The 18836-nt window shown below is 73.6% G+C and carries 17 protein-coding genes; 7 read left to right on the top strand and 10 right to left on the bottom strand.

Features of this window, described 5'->3' with window-relative positions:
- Positions 1 to 103 precede the first annotated feature (103 nt).
- The 4 genes from CUD01_RS03950 (at position 104) to CUD01_RS03935 (ending at position 3921) form a co-directional block, all read left to right on the top strand.
- Positions 104 to 2170: a putative bifunctional diguanylate cyclase/phosphodiesterase gene (locus CUD01_RS03950; RefSeq protein WP_244937647.1), complete on the top strand. Its 2067-nt coding sequence runs from the start codon at positions 104 to 106 to the stop codon at positions 2168 to 2170.
- Between the two features lie 108 nt (positions 2171 to 2278).
- Positions 2279 to 2959 carry a TasA family protein gene (locus tag CUD01_RS03945; protein WP_141318906.1) on the top strand — a complete coding sequence of 227 codons (681 nt, stop codon included), beginning with the start codon at positions 2279 to 2281 and terminating at the stop codon, positions 2957 to 2959.
- Between the two features lie 10 nt (positions 2960 to 2969).
- The gene (locus CUD01_RS03940) at positions 2970 to 3689 is read left to right on the top strand and encodes a signal peptidase I (protein ID WP_243861265.1); all 720 of its coding nucleotides are present in this window, start codon (positions 2970 to 2972) and stop codon (positions 3687 to 3689) included.
- Positions 3670 to 3921 carry a hypothetical protein gene (locus tag CUD01_RS03935; RefSeq protein WP_141318904.1) on the top strand — a complete coding sequence of 84 codons (252 nt, stop codon included), beginning with the start codon at positions 3670 to 3672 and terminating at the stop codon, positions 3919 to 3921. The genes CUD01_RS03940 and CUD01_RS03935 overlap by 20 nt, the downstream gene beginning before the upstream one ends.
- A gap of 19 nt (positions 3922 to 3940) precedes the next feature.
- Here the strand turns inward: CUD01_RS03935 and CUD01_RS03930 are convergent, their stop codons facing one another.
- From CUD01_RS03930 to CUD01_RS03910, 6 genes are read right to left on the bottom strand one after another with little or no spacing between them, the layout of a single operon-like run.
- The gene (locus CUD01_RS03930; RefSeq protein WP_141318902.1) at positions 3941 to 5740 is read right to left on the bottom strand and encodes a sensor histidine kinase; all 1800 of its coding nucleotides are present in this window, start codon (positions 5738 to 5740) and stop codon (positions 3941 to 3943) included.
- Positions 5737 to 5901 (bottom strand): hypothetical protein, encoded by a 165-nt coding sequence (locus CUD01_RS16410; protein ID WP_166772184.1) that lies wholly within the window; start codon positions 5899 to 5901, stop codon positions 5737 to 5739. The genes CUD01_RS03930 and CUD01_RS16410 overlap by 4 nt, the downstream gene beginning before the upstream one ends.
- Before the next feature lie 11 nt (positions 5902 to 5912).
- Positions 5913 to 7403: a glycosyltransferase family 2 protein gene (locus tag CUD01_RS03925; RefSeq protein WP_141318900.1), complete on the bottom strand. Its 1491-nt coding sequence runs from the start codon at positions 7401 to 7403 to the stop codon at positions 5913 to 5915.
- Positions 7403 to 8146 carry a PHP domain-containing protein gene (locus tag CUD01_RS03920; RefSeq protein ID WP_141318898.1) on the bottom strand — a complete coding sequence of 248 codons (744 nt, stop codon included), beginning with the start codon at positions 8144 to 8146 and terminating at the stop codon, positions 7403 to 7405. Before CUD01_RS03920 ends, CUD01_RS03925 begins: the two co-directional genes overlap by 1 nt.
- Complete coding sequence (locus CUD01_RS03915) at positions 8146 to 9138, bottom strand: ATP-grasp domain-containing protein (RefSeq protein WP_141318896.1); 993 nt, start codon at positions 9136 to 9138, stop codon at positions 8146 to 8148. Before CUD01_RS03915 ends, CUD01_RS03920 begins: the two co-directional genes overlap by 1 nt.
- The gene (locus CUD01_RS03910) at positions 9135 to 10244 is read right to left on the bottom strand and encodes a response regulator (protein WP_244937646.1); all 1110 of its coding nucleotides are present in this window, start codon (positions 10242 to 10244) and stop codon (positions 9135 to 9137) included. The genes CUD01_RS03915 and CUD01_RS03910 overlap by 4 nt, the downstream gene beginning before the upstream one ends.
- A 288-nt stretch (positions 10245 to 10532) precedes the next feature.
- On the opposite strand from CUD01_RS03910, the gene CUD01_RS03905 reads away from it, so the two are divergent.
- Positions 10533 to 11708, top strand: coding sequence for an LLM class flavin-dependent oxidoreductase (locus CUD01_RS03905; protein WP_094180888.1), 1176 nt, complete (start codon positions 10533 to 10535; stop codon positions 11706 to 11708).
- Between the two features lie 23 nt (positions 11709 to 11731).
- Complete coding sequence (locus CUD01_RS03900; RefSeq protein ID WP_094180889.1) at positions 11732 to 12352, top strand: CE1759 family FMN reductase; 621 nt, start codon at positions 11732 to 11734, stop codon at positions 12350 to 12352.
- Between the two features lie 20 nt (positions 12353 to 12372).
- Here CUD01_RS03900 and CUD01_RS16945 read toward each other — a convergent pair whose 3' ends face one another.
- The 4 genes from CUD01_RS16945 to CUD01_RS03880 all read right to left on the bottom strand — a co-directional run bounded on the left by CUD01_RS16945 (position 12373) and on the right by CUD01_RS03880 (position 15757).
- On the bottom strand, positions 12373 to 13221 hold the full coding sequence (locus CUD01_RS16945) for a M15 family metallopeptidase (protein WP_141318892.1): 849 nt from the start codon (positions 13219 to 13221) through the stop codon (positions 12373 to 12375).
- Positions 13222 to 13250: 29 nt separating this feature from the next.
- Complete coding sequence (locus CUD01_RS03890) at positions 13251 to 13526, bottom strand: iron-sulfur cluster assembly accessory protein (protein WP_094180891.1); 276 nt, start codon at positions 13524 to 13526, stop codon at positions 13251 to 13253.
- Between the two features lie 149 nt (positions 13527 to 13675).
- A complete protein-coding gene (locus tag CUD01_RS03885; protein ID WP_141318890.1) occupies positions 13676 to 15154 on the bottom strand; it encodes a hypothetical protein in 1479 nt (492 codons plus the stop codon).
- Positions 15155 to 15163: 9 nt separating this feature from the next.
- Entirely contained in the window at positions 15164 to 15757 is a 594-nt protein-coding gene (locus CUD01_RS03880) for an NUDIX hydrolase (protein ID WP_141318888.1), read from the bottom strand.
- Positions 15758 to 16027: 270 nt separating this feature from the next.
- On the opposite strand from CUD01_RS03880, the gene CUD01_RS03875 reads away from it, so the two are divergent.
- A partial coding sequence (locus CUD01_RS03875) for a glycoside hydrolase family 48 protein (protein ID WP_141318886.1) occupies positions 16028 to 18836 on the top strand: 2809 nt, incomplete at its 3' end.

Genomic DNA, 18836 nt, shown 5'->3' with positions numbered 1-18836 from the left:
ACATGCGCGGTCGTTCCCGCGCGTCGAGGACGGGTGGTGCTCGCCGCGGGGGCCGCCACCGCCTAACCTCCGGTAGGGACCGGGCGGACCGGAGGGAGGCCCCGTGGCGCGAGCCGCCGCACGGCGACGCTGGTCGCTCACGCGCTACTTCGGCGTCGTGAGCTTCCTCGCCATGGCCGCCCTCGGCGTCGCGCTCGTGTGGATGACCGGGCGGGTCATGCACGAGCAGTCGGTGCGCGACGGCACGCAGTCGGCGGCCTCGGTCATGGCGTACGCCGCCGCACCGCTGCCTCCCGAGGCGTTCGACATCGCGGTGCTGAGCGACGCGCAGCGCGAGTCCGTGCGCAGCGCGACCTCGCTGTTCTCGTCGCGCCTCGTCGAGCTGCGGCTGTGGAGCACCGCGGGCGCGCTGATGTACAGCTCGACCGATGCCACCGTGGGCTTCCCGGACACCGAGCGGCTCGCGCAGGTGCTCGCCGACGGCGAGGCCGACGCGCAGGTGCTCGACGACGTCAACCAGGTCGACTCGATCGGCACGGGCGCGACCGTCACCGAGGTGCTCGACGTGTACGTGCCCGTGCGGGCGTCGGACGCGCGCGACCTGGCGGGCGCGGTGATCGGCTCGCCGCTGCCCACCGCCGCACCGGGTGCGGGCGGCTCCGACCCGGTGATCGGCGCGGCTGAGATCGTGCTCGACCACACCGAGGCGGTCGCCACACTCACGCAGGCCCGCGGCACGGTCACGCTCGTCGTCGGCGGCGGGCTGGTCGCCCTGTGGCTCCTGCTGTTCCGCACCGTGCACGCGACGTCCAAGCGTCTGCAGGCGTCGGCGATGGAGAACGCGCGGCTCGCGCTGCTCGACTCGCTGACCGGCCTGCCGAACCGTCGCCTGCTCGCGGACCGCATGCGCCGCGACGTCGCCGAGGCGCTGCGGTCCGGCGGTCGGGTCGGCCTGGTGCTGCTCGACATCGACCGGTTCAAGGACATCAACGACTCGCTCGGGCACGACCACGGCGACGAGCTGCTCGAGCAGGTCGCGGAGCGGCTGCGCGGCGCGCTGCGCGACGAGGACGTCGTCGCGCGGCTCGGCGGCGACGAGTTCGCGGTGCTCCTGCCCGACGTGCGGTCGGTCGCGAACGCCGAGCGGCTGGCCCGCCGCGTGCGCCAGCTGTTCATCCCGCCGTTCCAGCTCGGGGAGATGTCCCTGCACGTGGAGACGTCCGTGGGCGTCGCGTGCATCCCGGACCACGCGAGCGACGCGTCCTCGCTCATGCGCACCGCGGACGTCGCGATGTACTCCGCCAAGCACCACCGCACGGGCGTCGCGGTGTACGACCCCGACGAGGACCACTCCTCGCCGCAGCGCCTCGTCCTGCTCGGCGACCTGCACCACGCGATCGAGGCGCCCGTCGGCGAGTCCGAGCTCGTCATGCACTACCAGCCGAAGGTGTCCCTCGAGACGGGCCGCCCCGTCGGGTACGAGGCCCTGATGCGCTGGGACCACCCGACGCGCGGGCTGCTGCTGCCGGGCGCGTTCATCCCGCTGGCGGAGCAGTCGGGCCTCATTCACGAGCTCACCAGGTTCGCGCTGACCAGTGCGATCACCCAGCTCGCACGGTGGCGCGAGGCGGGCACGCCGCTGCCGGTCGCGGTCAACCTGTCCGCGCACGACGTCACGACGACCGCGGTGGTCGACGCAATCGAGGGGCTCCTGGTCGAGCACGACGTGCCCGCGGCGCTGCTCGAGGTCGAGATCACCGAGACCGCGCTCGTCGCCGACCCCTCGCGCATCGTGCCCGTGCTGGAGCGGCTCGGCGCGCTGGGTGTGCACGTCGCGATCGACGACTTCGGCATCGGCAACACGTCCATCTCGCAGCTGCGCGACCTGCCGGTCGGCGAGCTCAAGATCGACCGGCTGTTCGTCGCCGACCTGCGCGACGGCGAGCGGTCCGAGGTCGTCGTGCAGGCCATGGTCGACCTGGCGCACTCGTTCGGGCTGCGCGTCGTCGCCGAGGGCGTCGAGGACGAGCAGACCGCGGCGACGCTGCGCCGGCTCGGGGTCGACCGCGCCCAGGGGTTCTGGTACTCCCCCGCCGTGCCGCCCGAGGAGGTCCCCGCAGCGCAGCGCCCCGCGCGCGCGCCACGCGTGCGGGGCGCCCGGGGCGCGTGAGATCATCCGGAGAAAGTCGGGCCAACCGCTCAAGTCACGGGGCCGTCGCGTCGATGAGCCGAGTACCCGTGGTGTCAGCCGAGACCCGCCCGAGGGGGGAACCGCACGATGATGGACGACCTGATCGAGGAGATGGTCAACCCTGCCCCGGCGCAGGCCGACAAGGCCCGCCGGCGCCGCCTGTGGGCGACCGTCACGATCGTCGGCCTGGCGGCCCTGGGCGTCACCTCGCTGACCACGTCGGCGCTGTTCACCGACCAGGAGAAGGCGAACGACGCGATCACCACCGGCCGCGTGAACCTCGAGCTCGGCCAGCTCGAGTTCTCGGTGCCGGTCGACAACATGCTCCCCGGGGCGTCCGTCGTCGCGCCGGTCACGGTCAGCAACAACGGCTCGCTGCGCTACCAGTACGCGATCAGCTACCGCGCGGACGACCGCTCGGGCGACACGGCGGACCTGTCGAGCGCGCTGCGCGTCAGCATCTACGACACGTCGACGTGCACGCTCGCGGGGACGTCGACGGCGACCAACCGCATCGGCCAGAGCGGCGCTCCCGGCACGTTCGGGCTCGCGACGAGCGACACCCCGATCGTCGGGACGCCCGGCGTCGACGAGGCGACCGGCAACCGGTTCCTCAACGCGACCGCGTCCGAGGACCTGTGCGTCCGCATCGACTTCGACGAGACCGCCGACAACTCCTTCCAGGACACGTCGACCACGCTCGAGCTGACCTTCGACGCGCGCCAGATCACGTTCGACCCGGCCGACCCCGACGAGTCCGGCGCCTGACCCCTGCGCGATGCCTCGTCCGCCGCGGCAACCGATCCGGCTCGAGGGCGAGCGGCGCGCACAGCGCCGCCCGGCCCGCCCCGAGCCGGCTCGGCGTCGTCCCCGGTGGCGTCTGCTGACGTCCGTCGCGCTGTGGACGGTCGTCGCGGTCGGGACGCTCGCGTTCACCGCGTCGCTCGCCGTCCCGCTGTGGTTCCAGGCGCGCGACCAGCGCCTGCTCATCGTGACGTCGGGGTCGATGTCGCCCGTGTTCGACGCGGGAGACGCGGTCGTCATGCGCAAGGTCGACGACCCGTCCCAGCTCAAGGTCGGCCAGATCATCTCGTTCTGGCCGCTGGGCTCCCGGCAGATGGTGACCCACCGCATCGTCGACCTGGTCAGCCTGCCGAAGCTCGAGCAGGACGCCACGGGGACGATGGTCGAGGTGCGCGACGCCGCCGGCGACGTGATCACGAGCCCGTACATCGTGACGAAGGGCGACGCGAACGCGGAGAACGACCCGAACGCGACGCCGTACACGCGCGTGCGCGGCATCGTGCTCGACGTCCACCCCGGGTGGGGATGGGTGCTGCAGTGGGCGAGCTCCGCGGTCGGGCGGGCCGTGATGCTCGTGCCACCGCTGCTCGCCCTGGGCGTCCTCGAGCTGCTCGCGGTGCGTGAGGCGCGCGCCCGCCGTCCCCGCACGCCGCCACCGGACGAGAGGTACCTCGATGCGGTCCTCCACGGCTGAGCACGGCGCTGAGGACCGGCGTGCGCGCCGGGAGTTCCTCGCGGTCGACCGCGGGTCGCTGGTCCGGCTCGTCGTGACGGTGCTGCTCGGCCTCGCCGCGCTCGTCGGACCCCGGCTGACGCCCACGTCCGCGCAGTTCACCGACTCGGTCGAGGTCCCGGCGACGGTGGGCACGGCGGTCGACTTCGCACCCGCGCCGCTCGACGCGCCGGCGCCGACCGCGACCCCCTGACGGCCCGCCGCGACGCCCGTCAGCCGCGCGGGTCCTCCGGCTGCGCCGGCAGGCGCACGGTCATCGTCGTGCCCTCCCCCAGGGTGCTCGCGACGTCCAGCGTCCCACCGTGCGCGTCGACCACCGCCTTGGCGATCGACAGCCCGAGCCCGACGCCCGGGACGGCGCCGCGCTGCGCGGACGCCGCGCGGAAGAACCGCTGGGTGAGCCGTGCGATCTCGTCGGGCGCGATGCCGACTCCCGAGTCGCTGACCTCCAGGACGGCACCCGTCCGCCCCGACTCGTCGGGCGGGCCGGGCGCGACCGACACCACGACCGTGCCCCCGGGCCGCGTGAACTTGATCGCGTTGGTCAGCAGGTTGTCGACGACCTGCGCGAGCCGGGTCGCGTCGGCCACCACGGGGGTCGGTGCGACGTCCTGCGTGAGCGTGACGCCCGCGTTCTGCGCGGCGTACGCGGCGGAGGCCACCGAGGACCGCACCACGTCGGCGAGGTCGATCCGCGTGGGGGAGACCTGGAACGTGCCCGCGTCCACCTGCGCGGTGAGCAGCAGGTCGCTCACGAGCCGCAGCTGGCGGCGCGCGTTGCGCTCGATGATCGTCACGTACTCGCGCTGCTCGTCGGACAGCGGGTCCGGCCCGTCCTGCAGGAGCTCGAGGTAGCCGAGCACCGCGGTCAGGGGCGTGCGCAGCTCGTGGCTGACGAGGCTGACGAACTGGTCCTTGAACGCCGCCGCCTCGCGCTCGGCGGTGACGTCGGTGGCGACGACGACCAAGCCGCTGCTCGCCCCGTCGCCCTCGACGCGACGCGTGACCGCGAGCCGCACGGTCCGGCGCTCGCCGTCGCGCCGCACCCACGTCCAGTCGCGCACGTTCGAGCCGTCGCCCCGCGCGGGGGACACGACCACGTCGAGCAGACGCCGGTCGGCCTGCTCGCCCTCACCGCGCACGTCGTGGCCGGTCGCGCTGCGGTACCGCTCGCGCAGCTCGTCCGGGTCGTGCAGCGCGGTGAGCCGCAGGCGGCCGACCACGGAGCCCTGCGCGTGACCGAGCAGGCGCTCGGCTCCCGCGTTGAACACCTGGATCACGCCGTCGGCGTCGGTCGCGATGATCGCCTGCTCGGTCGCGGAGTCGATCACCGCGACCATCTGCTCGAGCGCGGACTCGCGGGCCGCGGCGACGCGCGCGATCACCTCCGCGTCGGTGCGCACCAGGTCGAGCAGCTCGTCCTGGTCCACGCGCAACCGGTCGAGCGCGGCGTTGCGCACCCGCAGGCGCTCGGTGGTCTCGTGCGAGACGAGCGCGAGGACGAACGCGACGAGCGCGACGACGACGGCGCGCGCGACGGTGAGGGAGGTGAACGTGCTCGGGTCGATGACGGCGGGCGTGAACACGACGAGCACGACGCACACCGTCGCGAGCGTCACGCCCCGTCGCCCGCGCTGGGACGCGAGCGTGAGCACCGGGATGAACAGCAGCGCCGCGAGCACCGAGCTGGGCCCTCCCGTGCCGGCCCGCAGCAGCGACACCGCGCCGAGCGAGGCCACGGGCAGCACGTCCGCCGCCCAGGCCGGCCACCGGCGCCACGGCAGCGTGACCGCGAGCACCAGCACAGCGACGGTCACGATCGCGGACGCGAGCACGAGCGTCGGGTCGACGACCACGTCGACGACCGCGAGGACGACCATGCCGACGGAGAAGGCGAGCACGAACGGCAGCTGCCGCTCGACGACGCCCGCCTCGGGGCCGGTGTACCGCGAGACGAACCGCAGGAACCCCGAGCCCCGCCTGCGGCGGTCCACTCCCGGTGGCGTGCTCATCGCAGCGTCGACAGCAGCGCGAGGGCGGCGATGGTCACGACGGCCGCGACGAGCCCGACGGCGAGCACCCGGCGCTCGGCGCGCGCATCGGCGCGGATCTCGCGCTCCAGGGCGCGCTGGTCCAGCCGCACGGGCGGCTGCCCGCTCGTCGGACCCGCCATGCCATGACCCGTCATCCCACGACCCGTCCCGTCTTCTCGGTCTTGTCCCACTGCGCGGAGGCCCCGCGCCACTGCTTGACGTACGCGTCCAGCGTGATGGCGCACAGCACGGGGCCGTATCCGATCACGTACAGCAGCGGCGTGGCGAGCACCTTGACGCCGCGCACGCCGTCGACGGCCCGCACGACGGGCGCGACGAGCATCGCGACGAGCGGCCACGCGTACAGCGCGAGCTGCCACGCGTCGCGCCCCTGGTCGGTCATCCGCAGGCCGAACAGCGCCGGCACGCGCTCCTCCCACAGGCCGGGCACCCACGCGGCGGTCATGACGACGAGCGCCAGCAGGCCGGGGAACGTGAACGCCTGGAACCACGCCCGGCCCGCGGTCTCGCGGTCGAGCAGGAGCGTCGTGACGGTGATGTACACGTACGCGACGACCCCGAGCCACCACAGGGCACGGAACGCGGTCAGCGCGACCGCCGAGTCGAGCAGGTGCAGCCCGACGAGGCCGGCGGTCGCCAGGACGATCGCGACGGGCAGCATGTAGACGGAGAACCAGATGAGCCCGAACGTCCAGGACCCGAGCCGCTGCCCGCCGCGGCGCAGCGGCCACGGGCGGCGGAACCACACGTCGGAGAACCGCCGCGTGATCTGGACGTTGCCGCGCGCCCAGCGCACGCGCTGCTTCCACAGCGCGCGCACGGAGTCCGGCTCCTCGGCCGCCACGACCGCCGCGGGCTCGAACACCACCTCGCGGCCGTCGAGCTGGGTGAGGAACGTGGTGAACGTGTCCTCGGCGAGGGTCGTGGTGTCGACGCGCCCGCCGATCGACTCGAGGTTCGTGCGCGAGTGCAGCTGCGCGCCGCCCGCGAGGCACGCCATCGCGCCGAGCACGTTCTGCGCGCGGCGTGCCGCGGCCTGCGCCGTCACGTACTCGTAGCCGATGAACCGCGCGACCGAGCCGGGCCGCGCGCTGCCCTCGCGGATGTAGGCGGTGACCGCGCCGACGCGCTCGTCGGCGAGGTGCCGCGTCATCTTGCGCAGCGCGTCGGGGCGGTAGATGACGTCGGCGTCCATGATGAGCAGCGCCTGCATCCAGTCGTCCGCGAGCGCCTGCTCGATGCCGTGGTTGAGCGTGTGCGCCTTGCCCTGACCGCCCAGTGCGCGGCGCAGGTGCACGATCCGGCCCGGGTGCTCGGCGGCCTTGGCCTGGACGACCTGCGGGGTGTCATCGGTCGAGGCGTCGTCGACGACGAAGACCCTGAGCCGGTCGGGCGGGTACTCCAGGCGCATGAGCCGCTCGAGCGAGGGCGCGAGCACGGCCCCCTCGTTCCACGCGGGCACGATCACGACGACGCGCGGCAGGTACGGCGAGGCGTCGCGCAGGTGGTTGCGCACCGCGTGGACGGGGACCAGGAGGTACTGCACGAGACCGACCAGCACGGGGACCGCCCCGCACACCACGAGCGCGACGAGCAGCACGACGAGCGCGTCGTGCGCCATCACGGCTCCCCCGCCCCGGCCGACCGCCGGAGCCAGTCGTAGCGGCCGACGTCGCGCGCGTCGTGCGCGTCGGTCGAGGCGACGAGCGGCACGCCCGCCGCACGCCACCGGGCGACCGCGCGCGGTCCCGGGCACCGCCACTTCTCGTTGACCTCGACGAGCGCGCCGGCCGCGAGCGCGGCGGCGGCGATCGCGTCGAGGTGCTCGTCGCTCACGTCGTCCTCCGTCAGGCCGAGCTTGGGGACGAGCGACAGCGGGTGCGCGAGCTGCGCGGCGGGGGTGCGCCGCAGGGCGGCGACGGTCCCGTCGACGAGCATCGCGAGCACGTCGGCCGCGGTCACGTCGCCCGCGGCCATCGCCTCGCGCGTGCGGCGAGGGCTCCACGGCCCGTCCGGGCCGGGCAGCTGGTGGTCGGCGAGCAGCACGCGGTCGACGCCGCCGGGGCCGCCCGCGGCGCGCAGCACGTCCGCCGGGGCGTCGACCCCGCCCGCGACGTCGAGGATCTTCGCCTCGACGCCGGTCTCGACGCGCAGACCCGCGGCGCGTGGCAGCCGCGCGAGCGCGTCGAGCCGCTGCGGCACGTCCGCCGTCGTCGCACGGACGTGGTCGACCATCCGCACGACGCGCAGCCCGCGCTCGAGCGCCGCCGCGAGGTTCTCCTGCGGGGTGCTGACGGCGTCGTCGGAGAACGTCGAGTGGACGTGGTGGTCCTCGGCGGGCGACGGTGGCGGGGACGGCACCATCAGCCCTCCGGCGCGGGCGGTGGCTCGATCGGGGGCAGGACGTCGCCGACCGGCAGGAACACGTCCTCGAGGTAGCGCACGTTGGCGACCTCGACGAACTCCACGTGGCGCGGCACCGGCAGGCCCAGGACCGCGTCGAGCACGAGCGACGGCATGTCGACGCCCGCGGCGATGGTCAGCGGCATGGCACCCGGGAACCGGGGGTTGACCTCGAGCAGCCCGGGTGTGCCGTCGGCCGTGAGCTTGAGCTGCACGTTGGCGACCGTGGTCAGCCCGATCGCCTCCGCGATGGCGGTGGCCGCCGCGACGAGCCGCTCGTCCTGCACCGTGACACCCGCGACCGCCACGCCCGAGTCGACCCGCAGCCGGGACCGCGGCACCGCGGCGACCACGTGGCCGTCGAGGTCCGCGAACACGTCGACGGAGAACTCCTCGCCCGGCAGCAGCTCCTGCACCAGCAGGTCCTCGTCGTCGTGCACCGCGTCGAGCTCGGCCGCCGTCGCGATCACGCGGACACCGCGCGACCCGGCCCCGCGGCGCGGCTTGACGATCACGGGGAACTGCCAGCCGCTGATCGCCTGCGGCGTGCCGACCAGCTCGGTGCGCGGGACGTAGGTGACGTGCGCGCACGTCCGCGCGAGCGTCAGCTTGTCGAGCGCGGTCTCGAGCGTGCGCAGCTCGGGTGACGCGACGCGCGTGCCGACCTGAGTGAACCTTTCGCGCTGCGCGGCGATGCGGGGGAGCTCGACGTCGACCGTCGGGTAGAGCACCTCGATGCCGTCCGAGGCGCACATCTCGAGCACGGTGTCGACGAAGTGCGGGGCGAGCCCCGCGGGGACGAGCCGTCTGCGCTCGGGCGGCACCAGGTAGATGCCGCTCGCCCAGCGGTCCATGTCCGCGGCGTAGACCTCGACGTCGCCGCGCCGCAGCAGCGAGCGGACCACCGCCACCCCGGCGGGTCCTCCGACCCCGGTCACGAGCACCCGCGTCATGCGTTCACCGATCCGTCCTGCGTGTCGCGGCCGGCGCCGCCGCCGGCCCTGCCTCGGGCCTTGTCGTCGGCGCGCTCGTCGGCGGCCATACGCGCGCCCGACGACGGCACGCCGCCCGCGGCGCGCACCATCTCGAGCGGCTCGACGTAGGTCCCCGTGCCGAACCTCGCCCAGTACCGCGCCGCGGACCGCACCGCGTCGGGGTCCATGTAGACGCGGTGGGACTGCGAGGTGAACGCCGCGAGCATCTCGAGCTTCACGTCGAGGTACCCGTCGACGGTCACGAACCGCGTGGGCCGGTAGTCGATGGTCGAGGACGGGCTCTGGAAGCAGCCGAGCGTGGGCACCTCACGGGACGCGACCTGCACGGCGCGGTGCACCGCCCGGTGGTCCTGGTGCCGGTCATGCACCGAGTGCGTGTAGACGACGGTGGGCCTGACCTCGGCGACGGTCCGCTCGACCGCGGGGATGAGGTCCGGTGCGGACTCGAGCTGCGTGTCGACGAAGTCGAGCAGGAACAGCCGCGCGCCGACGACGCCCGCGGCGGCGAGCGCCTCGTGCCGCCGGTCCGCGGTCGCGCCGCCGACCGCCCCGCAGGACATCGTGAGCACGACGACCGTGTCGCCCGCGTCGCGGTGGGACGCGAGCGTCGCGCCGATCCCGATCTCGACGTCGTCGGGGTGCGCGCCGACGGCGAGCACGACCGCACCGCGGTCCGCCTCGCGCCGCGCGCGCCCGCGTTCGGCGATCTGCGTGGCGCGCTCGGTGAGGTCCGCCGCGGACACGGGCTTGACCAGGAAGTCGTCGGCCTGCTCGTGCAGCGCGTCGACGGCGTAGTCGACGCTCGCGAACGCGGTCATGACGATGACGGGGAGGCCGGGCACGGCGCGCCGCAGCTCGCGCAGCAGCTCGAGCCCGGACATGCCGGGGAGCTGGATGTCGGTGATCACGAGGTCGACGGGCCTGGTCGTCGCGTGCGCGAGCGCCCCGAGCGCGTCGGTGAGGACGGTCACGGACATCCCGGCGCGGCGCTCGAGCACCGTCCGGACGAACAGCCCCGTGTCGGCGTCATCCTCGACGACGAGGACCTTGATCTGGCCGTCCACCAACGACGCCCCCCTTGTCTCCGTGCGGTCATCGCATCACCGGACGGGCCACCCGGCAAACGGTCGGAGGGCGAAGCGGCGCGTCTCACAGGAGCACCTGTGGACGAACCGGGACGACCGGGGCGCCGTGACCCGGGTGGTCGGCACGGCGGGCAGGGAGGATGGGTCGGTGGCGGGGGCGGGGGAATAGGGCTCCCCGCCGTAGGGTTGTCGCCAGCAGTACATGCAAACGCATGAATCTGACGGTCGACGAGACCGCCCAGGACCAGCGAAACGAGGCGAGCCGCGATGCAGTTCGGCATCTTCTCCGTCGGCGACGTGACCACCGACCCGACCACCGGCCGCACGCCGGACGACACCGAGCGCGTGCGCGCGATGCTCACGATCGCGAAGCACGCCGACGAGGCGGGCCTCGACGTCTTCGCGACCGGCGAGCACCACAACCCGCCGTTCGTCCCGTCCTCCCCCACCACGATGCTCGGCTACCTCGCGGGCGTCACGAAGCAGATCACGCTGTCCACCGCGACGACGCTCATCACGACGAACGACCCGGTCCGGCTGGCCGAGGAGTACGCGATGCTCCAGGTCATCTCCGACGGCCGGATGGACCTCATGATGGGCCGCGGCAACACCGGCCCGGTCTACCCGTGGTTCGGCCAGGACATCCGCCAGGGCATCCCCCTCGCGATCGAGAACTACGCGCTGCTGCGCCGCCTGTGGACCGAGGACGTCGTCGACTGGTCCGGCACGTTCCGCACGCCGCTGCAGGGCTTCACCTCGACGCCGCGCCCGCTCGACGGCGTCGCGCCGTTCGTGTGGCACGGCTCCATCCGCTCGCCCGAGATCGCCGAGCAGGCCGCGTACTACGGCGACGGGTTCCTGCACAACGCGATCTTCTGGCCCATGGAGCACACCGCGCAGATGGTGAACTTCTACCGCCGGCGCTACGAGCACCACGGCCACGGAAGCGCCGACCAGGCGATCGTCGGGCTCGGCGGCCAGGTCTTCATGCGCAAGGACTCGCAGAAGGCATGGGACGAGTTCCGCCCGTACTTCGACAACGCCCCCGTCTACGGCCACGGCCCGTCGATGGAGGACTTCACGCGCGAGACCCCGCTGACCGTCGGCTCGCCGCAGCAGGTCATCGACCGGTACGGCGCGTTCTGGGAGCAGGTCGGGCACTACCAGCGCCAGCTGTTCCTCATGGACCACGCGGGCCTGCCCCTCAAGACCGTCCTCGAGCAGATCGACCTGCTCGCCGGCGAGGTCGTCCCCGTGCTCCGCCAGGAGGCCGAGGCTCGTCGTCCCGCGCACGTCCCGGCGAACCCCCCGAGCCACGCCGAGCGCGTCGCCGCTGCCCGCGCGGCCGGTGAGGTGCACGCCCAGCCCGTCGCCGCCGCCGACCACTGGACCGGCCGGACCGCCGAGGACGACGTCGCGGCCGCGGACGCGGTGGCACGATGAGCACGCCCCCGATCGGAGGACCCATGGGCCAGGAGCGTTCGCTCGTCGTGATCTCGGCCGGCGTCAGCCAGCCGTCGTCGACCCGCCTGCTCGCGGACCGGCTCGCCGCCGCGACGTCCGACGAGCTCGCCGCACGCGGCCTGCGCGCGAGCGTCACGACGATCGAGCTGCGCGACCTCGCGCACGAGGTGGTCAACATGACGCTCACCGGCTTCGCGTCCGGCGCGCTGGCCGACGCGCTCGCCAAGCTCGCCGCCGCCGACGGCGTGATCGCCGTGACCCCGGTGTTCACGGCGTCCTACGCGGGGCTGTTCAAGTCGTTCGTCGACGTGCTCGACAAGGACGCGCTGGCCGGGATGCCGGTGCTGCTCGGCGCGACCGGCGGCACCGGCCGGCACTCGCTCGTGCTCGAGTACGCGCTGCGGCCGCTGTTCGGCTACCTGCACGCGGACGTCGTCGGGACCGGCGTGTTCGCCGCGACCGACGACTGGGCGGACGGGGGCGGCGACGACGTCAAGCCGCTGCCCGAGCGCATCCGGCGCGCGGGCCGTGAGCTCGCCGAGACCGTCGCCGAGCGTGAGCCCGCCAAGCCCGTCGGCCTGTACGACGCGGTGCCGAGCTTCGAGGACCTGCTGGGTCACTGAGCTCCGCGGCCGCGTCCCCGTCAGCGGTTCGTCGTCGAGAAGTGCTGGTGGTCCACCGGCCGGGTCCAGTACCCGCCCCAGGACCAGCCCTGCGCGGCGAAGGCCCGCACCACCTCGTCGTCGGCCAGGATCACCCCCGGGCCCGGGACCCGGTCGAGGAACGCCCGTCCCGCGGGCGGCGCGACGTACGTGCCGCTCACGTACGGGTTCTCGACCGGGTTCACGTCGATCGCGCGGCCGTACGAGTGCTCCGACCAGGCGGTGCCACCCGTGACCGCTCGGCAGTTGAAGGCCGACGTGTTGTCGGCGGCCATCGACGCCTCGTCGTCCGCGCCGAAGTCGTCGACGAGCCGCAGCGAGCGAAGGGGGAACTCGAGGTCGTACAGCCGCTCGAAGACCTGTACGACGCCGGTCGCGACGTCCGCGTGCACGACCAGCTCGCCGTCCCGGACCCGCCCCTCGAAGTCCACGTACCGCAGCCGCAGGTGGCGCAGGTCCGCCAACGGCACCGGGCAGCCCGGTCGCCACGAGGCGTGCATGCGCGCCGCCAACGCCGCGTCGACGCGCGAGACGCTCGCGCGGAACGGCGGGCGTCGGTCGTCGGGCGGGGTCGGTGACGTGCGGGGAGGCCGCGTGGTCCGGGCTGAGGTCGGGCGGGCCGCCGGGCTGGTCCCGGGCGTGCCCGTGACGGACTGCGTGGCCCCCGTCGTGCCGCCCGTCGCGCCCCCCGTCACGCCCCCCGTCACGGTGGCGGTCGGCCCGGAGCACGCGCCGACCGCCAGGACCGCGACGAGCACCGGCCCGAGCGCGCAGACGACGACCGCCCCGGTGCGGTCCTGCCAGGACCTCCGGGGCGGTCGCCGTGTCATGTCAGGCGGTCGGCGCCGTGCTCAGCGCATCACTGCGCGCTGAGCGTGAACGCCGGGCCGGTGCCCGACGCCTCGACGTCGAGCCGGGAGGCCGCGAGGGTCTCGGCCGTGCGCTCGTCGACGTACACGCGGGCCGTGCCCGCCTCCACGACCTCGTCACCGGGGGTCGGTCCCGCGACCAGCGCGAGGTCGAACGCCCCCGACTCCTGCTCCTCGATGCGCAACCCACCGGACTCGGCGGGCAGGCCCGATCGGGCGGTGAGGGTCTCGACGGCGGTGCGGGCGTTGTCGGTCAGGGTGAGCACGGGGCTCTCCTCTCGTCGCCTGGGGACGAGCGCCACCCACAGGTCCACGCGGGTCCTGCGCCGTGGTGCCTCGCCTTCGGTCGGCACCACCGTGCCCAGGTCGCCGCCGTCCGGGCAACCGGAGGGTCCGCTGGGCGAGACGGCCCGGCTCAGCGCAGCGCCACCACGTCGTACTCCCCGTCGCCCTCCCGCACGCCCCAGAACATCCCCTCGAACGACGTGGTCCACCGCAGACCGGAGGGCAGCTCGACCCGTCCCGCCGGCTCCCCGTCGAGCGTGAGGGCGCGCAACGACATGACGGTGTCCGAGCCCTCCTCGAACTGCGGCGACACGAGCAGCCGCCGACCGTCGGTGAGCACCTCGGCCACCGAGGACCCCGGCGGCGCGTCGGTCCACAGGAGCCGACCGTCGGACCCCGCGAACGCCCGGATCACGGCGTCGTCCCAGACGTAGACCACGCCGCGCAGCACCATCGAGCCCGAGGCCGTCCGCCGGTAGGAGTCGGAGCCGTCGTCGTCGCCCTCCGGCACGACCCACCGCCGCTCACCCGTCGCCACGTCCCACAGCGTGAGGCCCTCGTCGTCCGTCAGGAGCACGTCCCCCAGGCTCCCGTCGTCGACGGTGCTGGACACGGGATCGCCCTCGACGGTCGCGACGACGGCCGCGTCCCGGACCACGCGCGTCTGCGTCGCGGACCCGCGGGACGTGGTGAGGAGCAGCGACCGCTCGTCGGAGAACCAGCGGTTCCCCACCGCCCTCGCCAGGACCTCGCCCTCGCGTGTCACCAGCCCGAGCGGCGATCCCGACGAGCCGTCGACCCACACGCCGCCGCCTGCGATCGAGAGGCTGATCGGGCCGGCCCCAGCGGCGCCCGCGCCGCCGTCGGCGAGCCGCTTGCGCCAGCGCACCGTCCCGTCCACGTCGCTCGCGACGAGCACCACCTGGCCCGCGCCCTCCCTCGCCGTGACCAGCAGGTCGTCGAGCAGCACGACGTCACGGACGTCCGGCGCCAGGTCGCGGCGCACGTGCTCCGTCCCGTCCGCGAGCCCGAGCACGAGCAGGCGCGCGTAGGTCGCCTCGTCCCGCTCGAGCTCGCCCGTGTCGCCCCACCGGACGCTGCCGTCGGTGTCGAGGCACAGCACCACGTCGCCCCAGGCGCTCGACGTCCCGGTGGCGCACGGCGGCCGCGCGAGCACGGCGTCGTCCGACGTCCGCGCGGTACCGATGGGCGCCGACCACAGCTCACGCCCGTCCTGCGCCGAGTGCACCGCGACCCGCTGCCGGCCGTCCGGCTCGGCCGCGACCGTCATCAGCAGGTCGTCGACCGCCTCGAACGCGAGCGGGTTGGCGATCGAGAAGACCGCGGTCATCCGGTCGCCGACGGGCGGCACCACCCCGTCGACGTCCTGGAGCGCGGCGACGGCCCGACGCTCGCGCGCGTCGAGCACGGCCTGCGCGCCGACGAGGCTCCCGACGACGAGCAGGGCACCCGCGCCGAGGACGACCGCGCCACGGCGTGACCGGCGCGGCCGGCGCACCGTGTCGGCGAGCTCGTCGTCGGGCCCGGCGGGCGCCGCGAGGTCGGACCGGTCCTCGTCCTCGTCGAGCTCGACGCGCTGCATGTCCACGGGCGCAACCTAGCCCCGGCGCGCCACGATGTCGGCCACCCGGTCGAGGAATCCCTCCTGCGCCGCGACGACGAGGCCGCGCGCGTCGTCGAGGCCCACCCAGGCGACCCGGTCGACCTCCGGCACCTCGAGCGTGCGGCCGGAGCGCGGCGGCCACTCGACCCGGACGAGGTTGCTGGTCACCGGCGTCCCGCCGGCGGTGCCGTCCGCCCCGGGCCCGCCGACGAGCGTGGCGACCGGCAGGTCCCCCTCGCGGGCCCACGCGTGCACACGCTTGCCGCCGGACTGGCGGACCTCCCCGAGCGGCTCGTCGTCGCGCAGCGGTGGCGGCGGCGCGAACCCGAGCTCCTCGGCGAACTCGCGCAGCGCGGCGGCGTGCGGGTCCTCGTCGGGCTCGACGAGGCCCTTGGGGACGGACCAGGCGCGTTCGCGGCGGGCCCAGAACGGGCCGCCCATGTGCGCAAGGAGCACCTCGACGTCGCCGGGCGGGCCGGCGGCGGTCGCACCGGCAGCTGCCCCCGGCCCGGAACCGGTCCCGGGCTCGGGACCCGCAGCGCGCGCGACCAGGCGGTAGACGAGCAGTCCGGCGCTGACGGGAGCCATCCCTCGATCCTGCCCCCGCTGCGACCTGCCCGCCGCCGTGGTCGCGCTCCCACCTGAATCGATTCGGGTGGTTTACGGCCCGAAGGGCCACTGGGGATGGTGATCGCGTCCCGCCGTGTCTCGCAGGTGGTCGGCATCGTCGCCCGCCCCAGTCGACGCACGCAGGGGTTCGTGCACCTCCGTCACCGCACCCGTTCCAGCCGACGGGTGCGAGGGCGACCTCGCGCACGGCTGCGCCCGGCTCGCCCACCAGCCAGAAAGGTACGGACGATGTCCTCTTCGACCCGACGGCGACACGCCTGGGTGGCTCTCGCCGCCCTGAGCGTGTCGTCACTCCTGGCGGCCGGGATCACTCCCGCTGCTGCCGCGACCGGCGGGGGCGCACTGCCCTCGACGGTCTCCGTCCCGGCGGCGTCGCCACTGCGCGCCGCCGTCGACGGGGAGTACGCGCAGCGCTTCCTGGAGCAGTACGACAAGATCAAGGACCCGGCCAACGGGTACTTCTCCCCGCAGGGCATCCCGTACCACTCCGTCGAGACCCTCATCGTCGAGGCCCCGGACTACGGGCACGAGACGACGTCCGAGGCCTACTCCTACTGGATCTGGCTCGAGGCGCTGTACGGCCAGGTGACGGGCGACTGGGCGCCGCTGAACCACGCGTGGGACACCATGGAGAAGTACATGATCCCCGGTTCGGTGGATCAGCCCACGAGCTCCTCGTACAACCCCAACTCCCCCGCGACCTACGCGTCGGAGTACAACCACCCGAGCCAGTACCCGAGCCAGCTGAGCAGCGGCGTGAGCGTCGGCACCGACCCGATCGCCAACGAGCTCAAGTCGACGTACGGCACGTCGGACATCTACCAGATGCACTGGCTCGCCGACGTGGACAACGTCTACGGCTTCGGCGTCACGCCGGGTGCCGGCTGCGAGCTCGGCCCGACGGCCACCGGCACGTCCTTCATCAACACCTTCCAGCGCGGCCCGCAGGAGTCGGTCTGGGAGACCGTCCCGCAGCCCAGCTGCGAGGAGTTCAAGTACGGCGGCAAGAACGGCTTCCTCGACATCTTCACGGGTGACGCCTCCTACGCCAAGCAGTGGAAGTACACCTCGGCGTCCGACGCCGACGCGCGTGCCATCGAGGCCGTGTACTGGGCCAACAAGTGGGCCACCGAGCAGGGCAAGCAGGCGCAGGTCGCCGCGACGGTCGCGAAGGCCGCCAAGATGGGTGACTACCTGCGGTACACGCTGTTCGACAAGTACTTCAAGACCATCGGCTGCACCTCGCCGTCGTGCCCCGCGGGCTCCGGCCGGACCAGCGCGCACTACCTGCTCTCCTGGTACATGGCCTGGGGTGGCGCGCTCGACACGAGCGCCGGCTGGTCGTGGCGCATCAGCTCGTCGCACGCGCACTTCGGGTACCAGAACCCGCTCGCCGCGTACGCGCTGTCGACCGACCCGGCCCTGACGCCGAAGTCGCCGACCGCCAAGGACGACTGGTCCAAGTCGCTCGAGCGCCAGCTCGAGTTCTACACGTGGCTCCAGGCCTCCAACGGCGGCATCGCCGGTGGCGCCACGAACAGCTGGGACGGCGCGTACGCCACGCCGCCGGCCGGCACGCCCACGTTCTACGGCATGGGCTACACCGAGGCTCCCGTCTACAAGGACCCGCCGTCGAACCAGTGGTTCGGCATGCAGGCCTGGGGTGTGCAGCGCGTCGCCGAGCTCTACTACGCGTCGGGCAACGCCAAGGCCAAGGCGATCCTCGACAAGTGGGTCCCCTGGGTGATCGACAACATCTCGACGGACGGCGCGGACTGGAAGGTCCCGAGCACGCTCGTCTGGAACGGCAAGCCGGACACGTGGAACCCGACGAGCCCCACGGGCAACCCGGGCCTGACGGTCACGGTCAAGGACTACGGCCAGGACGTCGGCGTCGCCGGCGACACCGCCCGTGCCCTCCTCTTCTACGCCGCGAAGTCCGGCGACACCGAGGCTCGTGACACCGCCAAGGCGCTGCTCGACGCGATGTGGGAGAACAACCAGGACGCGATCGGCGTGGCGACCGAGGAGACGCGCGGGGACTACCTGCGCTTCGACGACAAGTACGTCGCGGGCGGCGACGGCGTCTACATCCCGTCGGGCTGGACGGGCACCATGCCCAACGGTGACGCGATCAAGCCGGGCGTGTCGTTCCTCGACATCCGCTCGTTCTACAAGAACGACCCGGCGTGGTCGAAGATCGAGACGGCGCTGAGCACCGGCGTGGCCCCGAAGTTCACCTACCACCGGTTCTGGTCGCAGACTGCGATCGCGGCGGCCCTGGCCGACTACGACCGCCTGTTCGGCGACGGCACGACGCCGGGCGACACGCAGGCGCCGTCGGTCCCCACGGGTCTGAAGACGACCGCGGTGACCAGCACCTCGGCCACGATCTCGTGGACCGCCTCGACCGACGACGTCGGCGTGACGGGCTACGACGTCTACCGCGGCACGACGAAGGTCGGCTCGTCGACCACCACGTCGTTCGCCGACACGGGCCTGACGCCCGCCACGGCGTACTCGTACACCGTGCGGGCCAAGGACGCCGCGGGCAACGTGTCCGCAGCCTCGTCGGCGCTCGCCGTCACCACCGAGGCCGGCACCGGCACCGACACGCAGGCGCCCACCGCGCCCACGGGCCTGACGGCCGGCACGGTCACGGAGACGTCGGTCGCGCTGTCCTGGACGGCGTCCACCGACAACGTCGGTGTCGTCGGCTACGACGTCTACCGCGGCACGACGAAGGTCGGCTCCTCGACCACGACGACGTACACGGACACCGGCCTGACCGCCGCGACCGCGTACTCGTACACCGTCCGGGCGAAGGACGCCGCGGGCAACGTCTCCAGCGCGTCGTCGGCCCTCGCGGTCACGACGAAGACCGGCACGGTCGTCGACACGCAGGCGCCGACGGCGCCCACGGGCCTGACGGCGGGCACGGTCACGGAGACCTCGGTGGTGCTGTCCTGGACCGCCTCGACCGACAACGTCGGCGTGACGGGCTACGACATCTACCGCGGTGACACCAAGGTCGGCT

This window comes from Cellulomonas uda, from assembly GCF_006538705.1.
Taxonomy (GTDB): Bacteria; Actinomycetota; Actinomycetes; order Actinomycetales; family Cellulomonadaceae; genus Cellulomonas; species Cellulomonas uda.
The sequence above is the reverse complement of the archived record's forward strand: the minus strand, read 5'-3'. Positions and strand labels throughout refer to the sequence as shown.